Raw genomic sequence first — 15259 nt, 5'->3', positions numbered from 1 at the left:
CGGCCCCCTCAATCCGCCCAGGGCAACACACCGCGCGGCAGCCGCCGCGCCAGCAGCGCCGTGACACCCATGATCGCGACGATCGCCACCACCGTCACCACCGCGACGGCCGAGGCGAGCACCGTGTAGCCGCCGTCGTCGAGATTGAAGACCACCACCCCGAGCGTCTCGTTGCCGGCCGACCAGAGCAGCGCCGAGACGGTCAGCTCGTTGAAGCTGGTCATGAAGGTCAGCACCGCGCCCGCCGCCGCGGCCGGGGCGAGCAGCGGAAACAGCACCGTTCGCAGCCGGAAGAGATAGCCGGCGCCGGTCATCCGCGCCGCCTCGTCGAGCCCCCGGTCGAGCTGCTGCACCGCGCCGACGACCGGTCTGAGCGACAGGGTCAGGAAGCGGGCGAGATAGGCGAAGAAGATGATCCAGATGGTGTTGTAGAGGCTGAGCCCGAAGATCGGCAGCGGCCGGATGAAGATCAGGATGGCGGCGATGCCGAGGACGATGCCGGGCAGCGCATAGGGCACCTCGGCCAGCATCGCGAGGCTCTTCAGGAGCCGCCCGCCCCGCCAGACAATCAGCGCCGCGAAGGGCACGGCGAGGAGCATCAGGAGGAGCGAGGCGCCGGCGGCGAGGAAGAAGGAGTTGCGGAAGGCCCTGACCGTCGCGTCCTGGCGAAACAGCACCTCGGCATAGTTGCCGAGCGTCATGGTCTTTTCCGACAAAGGGACCCCATAGGCGCTGACCAGCGAGGTCGCGAGGAGGGCAATAAGGGGAACGACCAGGATCAGGACGATGATCCCCCAGGCGCCTATCTCGACGGCCAGGCGCGCTGTGCCGAGCCGGTAGCGCAGCGCCTCCGACGGCGCGCCGACCGTGCGGAAGTCGCGCCTGCCAACGAAGAGCGACTGCGCCGCGAAGCCGAGACAGGCGAGGGCGCCCACCAGAATGGATAGGACGGCGACGTCGGAGATGATCGACGGGCCGAAGCTCGCCAGCCGCTGGTAGATCAGGGTCGGCAGGACCGTATAGCCGGCCGGGATGCCGAGGAGGGCGGGAATGCCGAAATTGCCGATGGCCGAGACGAAGGCGAGGGCCGATCCGGCGACGAGGGCCGGCGTCATCATCGGCAGGACGATGGTGCGAAGGACGAAGATCCGGCCGGCGCCGCAGGCCCTTGCCGCCTCGATCATCTCCCGCGGCAGGCCTCGCAGGCCCGCCCTGACGGAGAGGAAGACCAGCGGCGCATGCTGGATGCCGAGGAGCAGGATGATCCCCTCGGCACTGTAGAGCGGGTTCGGCGCGCCGAGCGGCGGGGCGAGGCCGAGGGTGATCAGGAGCGGGCTGGACGGGCCGGCGAGTTGCGCCCAGGACAGGGCCGTCACCTGCGGTGGGATCATCAGCGGCAGGAGAAACGCAAAGACCAGCGCCGCCTTGGCGCGGATGTCGGTGAGCGCGACCGCGAGCGCAAAGACGGTGCCGAGGATCAGCGAGATCGCCGTCCCGAAGAACGCCGTGACCAGTGAGTGCCACGTCGCCCGCCAGGTCGAGCCGGCCGACAGCACTGCAGAGAGGTTCGACAGGTCGAATTCGCCGCCCGGCGCGAAGGCCTCGAAGACGAGACGCGCGACGGGCAGGACCGAGACGAGGAGAACGAATACGACGAGGACGGCAAGGGCAATGCCCTCGCCGTCCAGCCTTGGCTTCAGGAATGCCCGCAAGATGTCGTCAGCCGCCGAAGATCTCGGAGAAGCGCTTCTTGTTCTCCTCCGCGTCGGCGAGCGCCTGATCGGCGTCGAAGGGCATCAGCTTGATCTGATCGCGCGAGGGAAAGCCCGCCGGCGGCTCGACGCCTTCGCGGGCCGGCAGATAGCCCTGGGTGGAAGCGAGCTTCTGGCCCTCCTCGGAGAGAAGGAAGTCGACGAATGCCTTGGCGGCTTCCGGGTTCTTGGCAGTCTTCAGGATCGCCACCGGCTCGGTGACCGCCGAGACGCCTTCGGTTGGGAAGACGAATTTGACCGGCGAACCCTTGGCCGCCTCGCGGATCGGCAGATAGTCGACGATGACGCCATAGGCGGTCTGGCCGCCGGCGACGGCCTTCAGGATGCCGCCATTGCCGCCGGCCGCCGTCGCGCCGTTCTCGGCGAGCGCCTCGACATAGGTCCAGCCGAGATCGGGGTTCTGGGTGATCGCCGCCAGATGGACGAGGGCGGCGCCGGAGGTCAGCGGGCTCGGCATCGTCACCTGGCCTTTCGCCTCCTCCTTGGTGAGGTCCTTCCAGGAGGTCGGCGTCATTTCGGCGCGGGTGTTGTTGACGATGCCGGTGGTGATCAACTTGGTCGAGAAATAGGTCTTGTCCTTGTCGTAGAGACCGTCCTCGAAGCCGGTGGTGTCGGCGTCCTCGTAGGCCATCAGGCGGTCGTCGCGCTTCAGGCCGGCCATGGTGACGCTGTCGGCGATGAGGAGGAGGTCCGGCTGCGGGTTGCCGGCGGCGAACTCGGCCTGCAGCTTCGCCATCACCTTGGTGGTGCCGTCGCGCACCCACTCGACGTCGACGTCGGGATTGGCCTTCTCGAAGGCGTCGACGGTCGCCTGGGCGTCCTCGTTCGGCTGGCTGGTGTAGAGAACGAGCTTGCCCGAGGCGGCAAGGGCCGGGGCGGCTGCGAAAAGCGCCGCCAGCGAGACGGCGAGGAGGCTGGTTTTGCGGATCATGGAAAAGGCTCTCCGGGTCGGTTCGGGATCGGCGCCTGGGGCATAGCACCGTTCGAACCTGCGGAGTAACCGCTGCGTCGTGACAGGCGCATGACACACGCGTGACCGGCGCGAAGCCGTCGGGCGATATGGCCTGAAGGCGGAAGCCGCTGACCGCTGTCAGGCCGCCTCCGTCGTACCGCGTTCGCTCGCCATCAGCCGGCCCATTCTCTTGAGGTCGGCAACGGCTCGATCAGTCGAGGAGGACGGGCAGACGTAGTCGGCGACCTCGTCCATCCGCTTCAGCGTCCGGCAATGGACGTCCTCCATCAGGATGTGGGCGAACTCGCCGTTCCGGCCGATGCTCCAAAGCCCGTCGATGCCGGTGGAACGGGCGAAGCGCCGACGATCTTCCTCATAGTCGAGCCGGTAGACGGGATAGGAGACGGGCGTCCTCATGATCCCGCCGGCGCCGAGATGTTTGCCGCGCAGATGCGGATAGATCGCGCAGATGCCGTCGAGGCAGAGAGCGGCCAGCGCGTCGTCCGGCATCGTCCAGCGTTCGTCGCCGACCGCGCAGCCGATGTCGGCGGTGATGAGCGTCTTTCCTTCCGGCGCGAGCCACGGCATCGAAATCGGCGTCTCGGTCAGCCGGAAGAACGGCATCGAACGATCGGGCACCCAGAGCATGGTGTCCGGTAGGTGATGACGGCCGTCGAAGTGCAGATTGACGAAGATCATCGGCCGGTATCGAAAACGGGTGAGATGATCGAGCGCGGTCGAGCCCTCGACGAGCTTCGGCAGGACGTTCACCGGAGCGGTCGAGATGACCGCCGAAGCCTCGACCGTCTCGCCGCGGACGCGCAAGCCGCGGACCGCGCCGTCCTCGACGAGAATCTTCTCCACCGGCGATTCGAGTTTCACCAGATCGCGGATCTGCGCGAGCGTCGGCTCCAGGAGCCGCGCGATGCCGCCCTCGGGATAGACGTGGTAGATGCCGGCATGTTCGGGGCGCTCGTGGGAATAGCCGATGCACACGGCGCGTCCGGTGAAGCGCGCGGCGGCCTTGAGGTAGAGGGTCTTGAGCGCACCGTTGGCCATCTTCTCGCCGACCGACGGGGCGAGTTTATGGGCCGCCGTGCCCGACCAGGCCTCGGCAATCGGGATTGCCACCGCTTCGGCGAGGGCGTCGCCGTAGTGATGGCGGAACCAGTCCTCGGCCGTTGTGATCTTGTGGTGACGGAAACGGCTTGCCATCGCGCCACGCAGGAAGCGCGGCGAACGCATCAGGCCGAACGGATAGCCGTAGGAGGTGCCGCCGAGATGCACCGCTTCGCCATAGTGCCTGACCGGCCGGCAGATGTCGGCGGCTCCGAGTGCCTCGGCCAGCCGGTTGTTCACGAAATGCGCGCCGAAATCGTAGGTAAACCCGGCCGAGTCCTTGAACGAGGCCATCATCCCGCCGACCGACTTGCCCGCCTCGTAGACGGTGACGGGGAGGCCGCGGCGCCGAAGTTCGGCGGCGGCCGTCAGTCCGGCGATGCCGGCTCCCAGAATCGCGATCGGATGCATCATCTGCCCCAGGCTGCACGACGAGGCCGTCCAGTGCCCGGAAAGCGTCGGCCATTCATGGTCGAGCGAGGGCCGGGCGTCGGCTTCGACAACGCAGTGACGATAAGGCAAACTTGTTTAATCGGCCGTTGCCATTCTAGGGGCAAGACGCGCGCGGCGAAACTGATTTTCGAAGCGTCAACAAAGGATTTACGCCCTTTGCGATGCGCGGAAAGTTGATCCGGCCCCCGCCCTGCGACGGCACGAATTCGCCGTGGCGGCTCGCCGAAGGTCACACCGCCACGCGATGGCCGATCAGGCTGCGGAATCGGGATCCGGGAGGAACTGGTAGAGCCAGGTTTCCGTCAGCGTCTGGTCGCCGCGCCTGAGATAGGCGCGAAGGTCGACCGGGTCGGCGTCTTCCGCCTTGAGGTCGAAGGTCATGCGCCAGGCGGTGCCGACCTTCACAGAGTAGCAGTCGATATTGGAAAGCTCGCCGCGCGAGGTCGAGACCACGGCCTTGACACCCTCGGTCTGGCGATCGAGCTTGGCGACGAAGCCACCGTCGAAATCGACCGCGAACTTGACGACACCCTTCGGCCGCGGCTGTCCGGCAATGCCGCCACGGCCGATGCGCGTGGCGGTGACGGCACTGACCTCGCCTGGATGCGGCTCGTCCTTCGCCCAGGTCAGGCGGTAGGAGAGGGAGATCTCGTCGCCCTTCTTTACGGGCTTTTCGGAGATCCAGTAGGTAACGATGTTGTCGTGGATCTCGTCGTCGGTCGGGATTTCGACGAGTTGCACCTCGCCTCGGCCCCAGTCACCCTTCGGCTCGATCCAGACGCTCGGCCGCTTTTCGTAGAAGACCCCGTCGTCCTCGTAATTGGAGAAGGCACGATCGCGCTGCAAAAGCCCGAAGCCTTTCGGGTTCTTGTCGGTGAAGCTCGAGGTGCGGACGACGGAGGGATTGTTCAAAGGCCGCCAGATCCGCTCGTTGCCGCCGGTGTGGATCGCCAGGCCGTCGCTGTCGTGGACCTCGGGCCGCCAGTCGACGCGGTCCGGCCTGTCCGTCTCGGAGAACCAGAACATGGAGGTCAGCGGCGCAAGACCGAGGCGCGCGATGTCGCCGCGGGCGAAGAACCGGCTGTCGATGTCCATCACCACCGGTCCGTGCTTGCCGACATCCATGCGGAAGACGCCGGTCATGCGCGGCGAATCGATCAGGCAGGTGATGACGAGTTCGTGGCCGGGCGTCGTCGAACGTTCGAGGAAATAGTCGGTGAAGCGTGGAAACTCCTCCGGCGTCGGCATGGCGACGTCGATGGCGAGGGCCCGCGCCGACAGGCCGAACTGGTCAAGTTCGCCCGACGAGCGGAAATAGGCGGCGCCGAGAAAGGCCAGCCAGTCGTTCTTCTGGTCGGGCGCCATCACCCGCAGGCCGGCATAGCCGATGTCCCTCGGCAGCTTGCGGGCCGGGCTGTCGGCGGGCATCTCGAAAACGGCCGGGTCGTACCGCAACCGCCGCGACTGGTCACCATCGACCACGTGGATGCCGACCGGAAGCTGGAAGTAGCGGCCGAGGTGGAACAGTCGGACCGGCGCCTCGCCGTCCGCGACCTTCAAGGTCGCCTCCGGCTTGTACTTGATCTTCCAGTGGGCGTCGAAGTCGATCTGGTCAAGCACCTCGGGGTCGCGCGGCTGCGGCGCGATGTAGGGCTGCATGGCCATGCGCCGGGCATGCTCGGCGAGGAGGTCGAAGGAGAAGGGCTTGGCGTTCTCGAAGGAGAGAAGGCCCTCCTCTGCGAAGGCCCGGCCGCCGACCGGCAACAGTCCGAGGGCAGCGGCCGCGGTGAGGAAGGTGCGACGGCTCAGGCCCGACCGGACGATCGAGATCGGGGGATCTGCAGGGCCGGCACGTCCTGCAGGGTCAGCCGCTCCATGCGGCAATTCACTACGCTTATGCATGAATGTCGTCCCTGGCTACAAAGCTCGCGGCATTGAATTGCTCGCATTGTGCCGCGAAGTTGGGGCGCATTTTGTCACTGATAAGGCAATAATTGCATAGAAGGTATACACTCACTGAACATGATGATGGAATCGGCAGGGGGCGGTCGCCGTCGCGTTGCGCCCGGCAATCGCCGATAGTTTTAACGGAACAACGGGTTGCCCGCATAGTGGCAGAACGACGCCGATGACGTCGAGGCTGACCGGATCAAGGCCGCCAGTCTCGGCACTCGAAGGATTTGGCGGTGTCCGACGCCGGCCATTCATCGCGTCTTCCGCCTCACCCCAATCAGTGGGTGCGGCATCGGCGATGAACGCGCATTAAGCGTGCCTTAAGGAATCAACCCGCTATCGTCAGCAAATACTGCCTGACGCTACGCTGATTCTTGAAGGTGTCCCATCGATTGGTCACCCTTTCAAGACATGGATGTAATTATCCTCAAACTGAGCGCGGAAGCGAAATATTTTTCGACATTGTAATGCGACATTAATTTACTGTTGACGGTTCGATGCTTGTCTCGTCGAGGGAAAAGGGCGTCGCAATGGCAAAGTTCATCGGCAATCTCGTTTCGACGAAACGACAGCAAACAGCAGCCCTTCTCGCAGGGCTTTTTGCCTTCGTACTGCTTTGCCTCTTGGTCGCCGGCTTTGCCAGCGAGGTCGGCGTCATTGCGCTCGAGCGGGAGAGCCGGCAGATCCTGCAGCCGCTGCTCGATCGCAAGATCCGGTTCCAGAAAGCTTTCGCCCTCTTGGAGAAGGATGCGAGGGCGGAGCCCTGCAGCCCGTTGTTCCTCGACCAGATGCGACGCATCGCGTTGCTGCCGGACGGGTTGCACGAATTTGCCTATGTCGGCGAGGCGGGAATCGCCTGTTCGGTGACGCAAGGCCGGCTGGCGAGCCCGGTGCCACTGCGTGCAGCCGATACGACCTTGTCGGGGCCGAGCGGGCCGATCGAATTTTGGGCGGAGCGGGAGATGGCGGACCTCGGTTTCAGCGGCGTCGTCAGTTCGATCGCCAAGCTCGGTCGCTTCGCGATTCTCTATCCCAAGCCGAAGGACGATCTGCCGCCGGTGAGTTGGCTTCGATACGAGTGGGGGCTCGAGGACGCCCGCGGCGCGTTCTGGCCGCGCGGCGGCGAGGCCGGCATCTACGACCGGAACATCGGCGCGCATGCCCTCGACGTCTTCTCGCTGTCGCCGGCCTTGCGGGGCACTCATTGCGACGTGCCGCAGGGCGGCATCTGCGTCGCGACCGTCGCCCCGATTCTGCCACTCCTGGCCAAGGGCTGGCCGATCGTCCTGGCAACGATATTCCTGGCCGCGCTCGCGGCTGTGGGCGTCGCGTGCCAGGTACGAGCTGCCGTTGCGCGATGGTGGTCGCTGAAATCGCGCTTCCTGCGAACGCTCGGGCCGGACACGATCCAGTGCCTCTACCAGCCGATCGTCGACATGAAGACGGGCGAGATCCAGGCGTGCGAAGTGCTTGCGCGATGGCGGGACGTCGACGGAGGCACCGTCTTTCCCGACTGCTTCATCCCGATCGTCGAAGAGAGCCGTCGCACCCTCGAGTTCACCCGTCTGGTCGTCGACCGGGCCTATCGCGAACTCTCGCAGATCGAGACGGGAAGCGCTCCGCTCTACGTCACCTTCAACGTCTTTCCGTCCGATCTTCAGGAACCAGGGCTTCCGGCCGTCTTTTCAGACTTCGTCGCCGATTCCGAGCGTTTCATTCCGGTGGCGGAACTCGTCGAAAGCGAGGCGATCGACGTCAAGACCATGCAGTCGCGTGTGGACATGCTGCGGGCTTCCGGCATCAAGGTCCTGATCGACGATTTCGGGGCGGGCTATTCCAACATCAAGAACCTCGTCGATCTGTCGGTCGACGGCGTGAAGATCGACCGGTCCTTCGCCATGGCGGCGGACGGAACGGTGGCCGCGCGGATGCTCGACCTCGCCGTCGAGATGGTCCGCGCAACCGGGCGGACGATCGTCGTCGAGGGCATCGAAACCGAAGAGCGGCTCCAGAAGCTGCGGCGGTATCATCCGGCCGTCGACTTCGTCCAGGGCTTCCACCTCTCCCGGCCCGTCGACATCGCCACCTTCGAAAGGCTTCGTGCCGGCGCCGAGCGGTCTTCGAGCCCGTCCTTGGCCAGATTTTCAAAGTCGATGGCCGGGGAAGCGAAGGCGGAGGCCTTCGCCTGATCGCCGGGCATCCGCGGGCAGGCTGTCCCAGTGCTCGGCCGGCTCGTCACTCTTCGGCGAATTGCTCTGCGACACCCGCGCTCTCGTCTTCGTCCGGCGCGTTCGGATCGACGAGCCGCTTGGCGCCCCAGCGATCGAGGACGGCGTTGATGTCGTCGGCCACGAAGAACCGCGCCGCGTCCCGGTCGTAGCCGTCGTCCATCAGCGCGTCGTAGTCCGTATGCTCGTGGCGGATGCGGGCGACGGCCGCGAGCCACACCGCCGTTTCCGGCGAAAGGCTGCGCATGCGCCGGGATCGGGCGGCCTCGCGGATCGCCTCGGCGTCGATGAACGGCGCCCGCGGGATCGTCGCCGTCACCGCCCGCATGATGCGCTTCTGTCGTTCCGTCGCCATGGCGCCGTCAGTCTTCCGCCGGCCTGTCGACCGAGGCGAAATAGGGCTTGATGTCGAGCAGCGGCGTTCCGTCGACGACGTCGATCGCGTCGAGGCGCAGGATGCCGGCTTCCGGGTCGAGAGCGATGATCCGCGCCAGATGCAGGCCGATCGGATTGGGCCGCGCCGGCGAGCGAAGGGAAAACGTGCCACGGGCCGTCTCGGCATGGCGGGGCTTCTGCAAGGCAAGATCGCGGCGGGCGCCGTGCAGCCAAGAGAGGCAGAAGACGTGATCGCCCACAGAAAGCCCGGCAAGCGCCTCGCGCCACGGTCGATCGATCTCGACGCTGCCACCGCCCCCGGCCTCCAGCGCGGCGCGCCGGTTTTTCGGGCAGCCGTCGAATTCAGCGAAGGGCGAGCGCAGCCGGCCGATGAAGACGAGGCCGGCATCGTCGGTCGCCGGCAAAGGCTCGGAGAAGAACGCCTCGCCGGGGCGGGCGGGACGCGGTTTGGGGGCGCTCAAGGCATGTCTCCAGGATTGGCCGCGGTTTCGGTCTGTCGCTTCGGGAGGAGGGGCATGACGGCAAGCCTTAGCGCCCTCGCCTAATGCGAAAAATCGATGGACAGATCACGAAAGTGCTTGCGTTCATTGTTGGCGTCACATAAACATATCTTTATATCGTAATCGAGTTAGCCATGCTGGACGTCCGCAAGTTTCCCTTCGAGCCCTTCGTCGATCTGCTGCGCGCCGCGGCCGAGCCGACGCGGCTGCGGCTGCTCGTCCTTCTCTCCGGCGCCGATCTCACCGTCAGCGAGCTTACGACGATTCTCGGGCAGTCGCAGCCGCGGATTTCGCGTCATCTGAAGCTGCTCGCCGAGGCCGGCCTGATCATGCGCTATCAGGAGGGGTCGTGGGCGTTCTTCCGGGCGTCCGATGATCCCGTCGCACTGCCGGTGATGCGGGCTCTCGTCGGATGGGTCGATCCCGCCGATCCGGTGCTCGCCCGTGATGCCGAGCGGTTGGAAGAGGTGCGGGCGCGCCGGGCCGAGCGCGCGGCGGATTATTTCGCCCGCAATGCCGCCGAATGGGACCGCATCCGCAAGCTCCACGTCTCCGACGCCGAGGTCGAGGCGGCACTGCTGCAGGCCCTCGGCAAGCGGCGGTTCGACACGCTCCTCGACGTCGGGACCGGGACCGGGCGGATGCTGGAGTTTCTCGCGCCCCGTTGCGAGCGGGCGGTGGGGATCGACTCCTCCCGCGAGATGCTGGCGGTGGCGCGGGCCAAGCTCGATGCCGCCAAGGTCGGCAATGCGCAGGTCAGGCTCGGCAGCGTCTATCATCTGCCGATCGAGCGCGGCGGCTTCGATCTCGTCGTCATTCACCAGGTGCTGCATTATCTCGACGATCCGGCCCGGGCCGTCCGCGAGGCGGCGGGCGCGCTCGCGCCGGGCGGCCGGCTCGCCATCATCGATTTCGCGCCACATGATCTGGAATTCCTGCGCAGCCAGCACGCCCATCTGAGGCTCGGCTTCTCGGACCAGACCCTTGCATCCTATGCCGAGACGGCGGGACTGAACGTCCGCTCGCTCGCGCATCTGGAATCGACGGCCACCGAGGCCGGCGAACTCACCGTCACGCTGCTCCTCGCCGAGGACCAGCGTCTCCTCGTCGCGGGCGAGGAGCGAGCCCGAACGTCAATGACAAGCTGAGGAAACAACGTCATGAGCCAGGTCAACGCCCTGTCGAATTCCGGCATCCGCGTCTCGTTCGAATTCTTTCCGCCGAAGAGCGACAAGATGGAGGAGAACCTCTGGCGCTCCATCGAGCGGCTGGCGCCGATGCAGCCGACATTCGTCTCGGTGACCTATGGCGCCGGCGGCTCGACCCGAGAGCGCACCCACCACACGATCTCGCGCATCCTGAACGAGACGAACCTGACGCCTGCGGCGCATCTGACCTGCGTCGACGCCTCGCGCGAGGACGTAAGCGAGGTGGTCCGCCAGTATCGCGACACCGGCGTGAAGCACTTCGTGGCGCTGCGCGGCGACAGTCAGGCCGGCGTTGGCGGCAAATACGTCGCGCGTGAAGACGGCTATCGCAACGCCGTCGAACTCGTTGCCGGCCTGAAGTCGATCGACGATTTCGAGATCTCCGTCGCGGCCTACCCGGAAAAGCACCCGGAGAGCCCGGATTTCGCCACCGACATCGACCTTCTGAAGCGCAAGGTCGACAACGGCGCGACCCGGGCGATCACCCAGTTCTTCTTCGACAACGACATTTTCGAGCGTTACGTGGAGCGCGTCCGCAAGGCCGGGATCTACATCCCGATCGTCCCCGGCATCGCGCCGATCCACGACTTCACCAAGATCGCCCGCTTCGCCGGCGCGACCGGCGCCAGCATTCCCGATTGGCTCGCCCGACGTTTCGACGGGCTGGAAGAGGACGAGCAGACTCGCTCGCATGTGGCGGCTGCCTTCTGCGCCGAGCAGGTTCTCGACCTGACGCGCCGGGGCATTTCCGACTTCCACTTCTATACGATGAACCGCGCCGATCTCGTCTATTCGATCTGCCACATTCTCGGCCTGCGCGCGGCGCAGCCCGAGAACGAGGAGAAGGCCGAGGCCGCAGCAGCGGCCTGAACAGAAACGCCGCAAGCGCTGCGAAGCGCTCTTTCGGGCGGGAGCCGCCGGCGCGCAATCGGCGGCCCGAAGACAGAGCGGTGCGAAGGTCGACGGGTCAAAAAAAGAGAAAGGCCGGGTCTCCCCGGCCTTTCGTGTTTCTTCCCGCTTCGAAGACGGGGAGCGGCTGCGGCGGGTCCTATGGTCGAGACAATCTTTGAAGGCCTCGACCTGGCCCGCCCCTTGCGCCTCCTGGCACTGGCTCAGGGCATGTAGCCTGCCACCATGGCTACGAGAAAGGCAAACGCCGCGCAGATCATGATGAGGTTGAGCGAACGCGTGAGATGCATGGCTATCGAGCTCCTCGTTGCATTCATCGTGACAGGTTAACGAACGGCTGCGATCCGTAAAGACACAATCGTCGCTGCACTGCCGCATGACTGCCATGGATCGGCCGCAAGTCTCTCGCAATGCAGAGGATGCAGCTGCGAAGAGGGCGACGTGATTTTTTGCCAATCGTCCCGTTTTGGCACAATGCCGCCAAGCCCGATCAGTCACAACTTCGTCACGATCCAGCGTTCTCAGGCGCCGCGATCATTGCCTGGAGGAGGCTCGCGACGTCGAGCGCCAGGGCGTCTCTGCCGAAGCGGGCGATGACCGAGACGCCCAGCGGCAGGCCGACGCTCGAGGCAAGGCCGGGCACGTTGACGACCGGATTGCCGGTCAGCGTCCACAGCTTGTTCATCAGCGCGTCGCCCGTGCTGGCAAGGCCGCGCGGCGCCGGCCCGAGCGCCGAGGGTGCGATCAGGACGTCGACGGTCTCGAACAGCGCCGAGGCGGCCTTTCGGCCGATCCGTGCCGTCCGGCGGGCTTCGTCGTATTCGGCCGGCTCGATCGTCGCGCCGTGATCGAGGATCGCGCCGAGATCGGCGCCGAGCCTCTGGCGATGGCGACGGAATTCGTCCGACAGCGCCATCACCGCCTCGAAGCTTTGGATCGTTGCGTGGCAGGAGCGGGCGGCGGTGAGCGAGGCCGGTTCCTCGACGGTGACGGTGGTCGCGCCAGACCGCTCCAAGAGTGTCGCCGCCTCCGCGACCGCGGCCTGCATGTCGGCCTCGACCTCGTCGTCGACGGCGCTCTTGTAGAACCCGACCCGCAGGCCTCTGCCATCGGCTCGCCGGCCAGCGCCGAAATCGCGGCCGGTGATCAGTCGGGCAGCGAGGGCCAGATCCTCTGCCGTTGCGGCGAAGAGGCCCGCCGTGTCGAGTGTGAAGGAGAACGTCTTCATGCCGACCGACGGAAACAGACGAAAACTCGGCTTGAAGCCGGCGACGCCGCAGAAGGAGGCCGGCCGGATCACCGAGCCGCCGGTCTGGGATCCGAAGGCGAGCGGCACCATGCCGGCCGCGACGGCCGCCGCCGAACCCGAGGACGAGCCGCCGGGCGTATGGGCGAGATTGCGCGGGTTGCGGGTGGGCGTCGGGTCGAGGCTGGCGAATTCCGTCGTCGTCGTCTTGCCGAGGATCGCCGCGCCGGCGAGCCGCGCCATCGAGACGAGCGAAGCGTCCGCCACCGGCCGGTGGCCGCGATAGATTTGCGAACCGTGCTCCGTCGCCATGTCGCGCGTGTCGTAGATGTCCTTCACGCCGATCGTGATGCCGGCGAGGGGACCATCCGACGCCGCCGCCGCCTGAAGGCTTTCGTCCGGCGCAAGGCGCAGAAAGGCGCCGACCTCGCCGTCGCTCTCGGCGATCCGCCGGCGTGCGGCTTCGATCTCTTTTGCGGGCGTCGAGCGTTGTTCCGCGATGGCGGAAACGATTTCGGTCAATTTCGAAGCGGCGGTCGAATGGCGGTCGAGCATTCTGCTATGGGTCCTTCGGTGGGCGCGGATTCGCGGCTTCAACGTCGGTACCGCTGCATTCGCCTCACCGGCAAGTACAAAGCCTCGTGCCGTCAAACGTCGGGCCGGTTAGACCTTGGCGCTCGCCGCCCCATCTTCCGCCGCGCCAACCTCTCGGAGAAGCCAGCTTGCAGAGCTATTCGACGGCGAAAGACGCCGCCCTGACCTTGCGCCCCGACGTGCCCGTCTACTGCTTCCGGCCGGAGGTTCTGGCGGCGGACGCCAAGGCCTTCATGGCGGCGTTTCCCGGCGAGACGGCCTATGCGGTCAAGACCAATGGCGAGCCGATGGTGCTGGAGACCCTCGCGAAGGCGGGGATCAAGATCTTCGACGTCGCCTCGCCGGGGGAATTTGCGGCGGTGAAGGCGGCCAGGGCCGATGCCGAGATGCTCTACATGCATCCGGTGAAGGCCCAGTCGGACATCCGCCTGGCGCTCGAAACCTACGGCATCCGGGTGCTGTCGCTGGACCATGAGGACGAGGTGGCGAAGATCCTGCGGATCGTCCGGGCGCTCGACATCGATCCGGGAACCGTGACGCTGTTCGTCCGCATCCAGACCAAGGGCCACGCCGCCTACGAATTGTCGAAGAAATTCGGCGCGGCGCCCGCCCATGCCGTCGAACTCCTGCAGCGCTGCCACAAGATCGGCTTCAAGGTCGGAATCTGCTTCCACGTCGGCTCGCAGATCGAGGATCCGGACACCTACGAACGGGCGCTCGCCTCGGCCGACTGGGTGCGCAACCGCGCGGACGTGCCGCTCGCCGGGCTCGACGTCGGCGGCGGCTTTCCCGCCGAATACGGCCATGATCCGCGCCGCAAGAAGAAGGAGATGCCAGGCTTTCCGGAGATCATGACGCGGCTCAACGCCGACATCGACGAATGGGGCTTCGGCGATCTGCCGCTGGTCGCCGAACCGGGCCGGGTGATCGTCGCACGGGCGTTTTCGCTGATCGTGCGGGTGCTGCTGAGAAAGGGCCGCCGGCTCTACATCAATGACGGCATCTGGGCATCGCTGTCGGATAGTTGGACCGGCAAGATCACGCTTCCTGCTCGCTTCATCCCCGATCCAGCGCGGGTGACCCGCAATGGCGACCCTTCGAAGATCGGCGCCTTCAAGGTCTGCGGCGCCACCTGCGATTCGGTGGACATCCTGTCGCGGCCGTTCTGGCTGCCCGAAACCGTCGACACCGGCGACTGGATCGAGATCGGCCACATCGGCGCCTACTCCCTGTCGCTGCGCACCCGCTTCAACGGCTTTTATCCCGACACCTTCGTGGAAGTGACGACGCCCTTCGACGCAGGCGACAAGGCCGAAGGCTATGCCAGCCTGGAGACGATGGCCGATTGACCGGAAGCCCGGCTATCGCCGGGTCTTGGCCTTCGGCGTGATGTCCTTCATCGGGCGGATGTCGCCGCGATCGTCGATCAGGCCGTCCTCGCCGAAATGATCGAGGATGATTGCGAGATTCTTCCGGTTGGCCTTGAAGAACAGGTCGAAGACATCGCCGACCAGCGGCACGGCGCCGAGGCCGAAGTCGAGCCCGACATTGCCGACCATCTTCGCCAGCTTGTGGCTCGGCATGCCGAGGCGTCGCGCCTCGTTGACGATCCAAAGCGAGACCATGGCGGTGCCCGCGTCGCCGATGCCCGGCACGAGGCCGACAATCGAATCGCCGCCGAAGCTGATGCCGGTGCCGGGAATGCGGATCGCCGTGTCCATCAGCCGCGCGACCTTCGCCACCCGGCGCAGCCGGCGAAGATGTTCTGTCCGGTCCAAGCCGTCCGTCTCGGCGTAAGTCGCGCTCATCTCTCGTCAATCTCCCGAACATCCCCGCAACGACTGCGGGATGATCCACCGGAACTTCATATGGTGAAGCGCGATCTCAGGAAAAAGATCCCGCAAGTCTTCGAAAAACGCCCCGATTTCT

The 15259-nt window shown here is 65.9% G+C and carries 12 protein-coding genes; 4 read left to right on the top strand and 8 right to left on the bottom strand.

What is annotated here, in order from left to right; genetic code table 11:
* Positions 1–8: 8 nt before the first annotated feature.
* The 4 genes from GTK09_RS12145 to GTK09_RS12130 form a co-directional block, all read right to left on the bottom strand.
* Positions 9–1712, bottom strand: coding sequence for an ABC transporter permease (locus GTK09_RS12145; RefSeq protein WP_246217865.1), 1704 nt, complete (start codon positions 1710–1712; stop codon positions 9–11).
* A gap of 7 nt (positions 1713–1719) precedes the next feature.
* Entirely contained in the window at positions 1720–2703 is a 984-nt protein-coding gene (locus GTK09_RS12140) for an ABC transporter substrate-binding protein (protein WP_163463419.1), read from the bottom strand.
* 159 nt (positions 2704–2862) lie between these two features.
* Entirely contained in the window at positions 2863–4257 is a 1395-nt protein-coding gene (locus GTK09_RS12135) for a protoporphyrinogen/coproporphyrinogen oxidase (protein ID WP_246217864.1), read from the bottom strand.
* Positions 4258–4548: 291 nt separating this feature from the next.
* Positions 4549–6198 carry an OpgD/OpgG family glucan biosynthesis protein gene (locus tag GTK09_RS12130; protein ID WP_163463418.1) on the bottom strand — a complete coding sequence of 550 codons (1650 nt, stop codon included), beginning with the start codon at positions 6196–6198 and terminating at the stop codon, positions 4549–4551.
* A gap of 581 nt (positions 6199–6779) precedes the next feature.
* Here GTK09_RS12130 and GTK09_RS12125 point away from each other — a divergent pair.
* Positions 6780–8438 (top strand): EAL domain-containing protein, encoded by a 1659-nt coding sequence (locus GTK09_RS12125; RefSeq protein ID WP_163463417.1) that lies wholly within the window; start codon positions 6780–6782, stop codon positions 8436–8438.
* 46 nt (positions 8439–8484) lie between these two features.
* Here GTK09_RS12125 and GTK09_RS12120 read toward each other — a convergent pair whose 3' ends face one another.
* Complete coding sequence (locus GTK09_RS12120) at positions 8485–8832, bottom strand: DUF2293 domain-containing protein (protein WP_163463416.1); 348 nt, start codon at positions 8830–8832, stop codon at positions 8485–8487.
* A gap of 7 nt (positions 8833–8839) precedes the next feature.
* Positions 8840–9334, bottom strand: coding sequence for an SAM-dependent methyltransferase (locus GTK09_RS12115; protein WP_246217863.1), 495 nt, complete (start codon positions 9332–9334; stop codon positions 8840–8842).
* Positions 9335–9507: 173 nt separating this feature from the next.
* Here GTK09_RS12115 and GTK09_RS12110 point away from each other — a divergent pair, with 173 nt between their 5' ends.
* Together GTK09_RS12110 and metF are read left to right on the top strand one after the other, a co-directional pair.
* A complete protein-coding gene (locus tag GTK09_RS12110; protein WP_163463415.1) occupies positions 9508–10521 on the top strand; it encodes an ArsR/SmtB family transcription factor in 1014 nt (337 codons plus the stop codon).
* A 12-nt stretch (positions 10522–10533) separates the two neighbouring features.
* Positions 10534–11451: a methylenetetrahydrofolate reductase [NAD(P)H] gene (gene metF, locus GTK09_RS12105; RefSeq protein ID WP_163463414.1), complete on the top strand. Its 918-nt coding sequence runs from the start codon at positions 10534–10536 to the stop codon at positions 11449–11451.
* 544 nt (positions 11452–11995) lie between these two features.
* On the opposite strand, the gene GTK09_RS12100 is transcribed toward metF, so the two are convergent.
* The gene (locus GTK09_RS12100) at positions 11996–13291 is read right to left on the bottom strand and encodes an amidase (protein ID WP_163463413.1); all 1296 of its coding nucleotides are present in this window, start codon (positions 13289–13291) and stop codon (positions 11996–11998) included.
* A 167-nt stretch (positions 13292–13458) separates the two neighbouring features.
* Here GTK09_RS12100 and GTK09_RS12095 point away from each other — a divergent pair, with 167 nt between their 5' ends.
* The gene (locus GTK09_RS12095) at positions 13459–14679 is read left to right on the top strand and encodes an alanine racemase (RefSeq protein ID WP_163463412.1); all 1221 of its coding nucleotides are present in this window, start codon (positions 13459–13461) and stop codon (positions 14677–14679) included.
* 12 nt (positions 14680–14691) lie between these two features.
* On the opposite strand, the gene GTK09_RS12090 is transcribed toward GTK09_RS12095, so the two are convergent.
* Positions 14692–15138 carry a DUF4112 domain-containing protein gene (locus GTK09_RS12090; RefSeq protein WP_163463411.1) on the bottom strand — a complete coding sequence of 149 codons (447 nt, stop codon included), beginning with the start codon at positions 15136–15138 and terminating at the stop codon, positions 14692–14694.
* Positions 15139–15259 lie beyond the last annotated feature (121 nt).

Origin of the sequence: Jiella pacifica, assembly GCF_010500815.1 — a bacterium.
In the GTDB taxonomy this organism is placed as follows: Bacteria; Pseudomonadota; Alphaproteobacteria; order Rhizobiales; family Rhizobiaceae; genus Jiella; species Jiella pacifica.
This window is presented reverse-complemented; position numbering and strand designations above follow the sequence as displayed.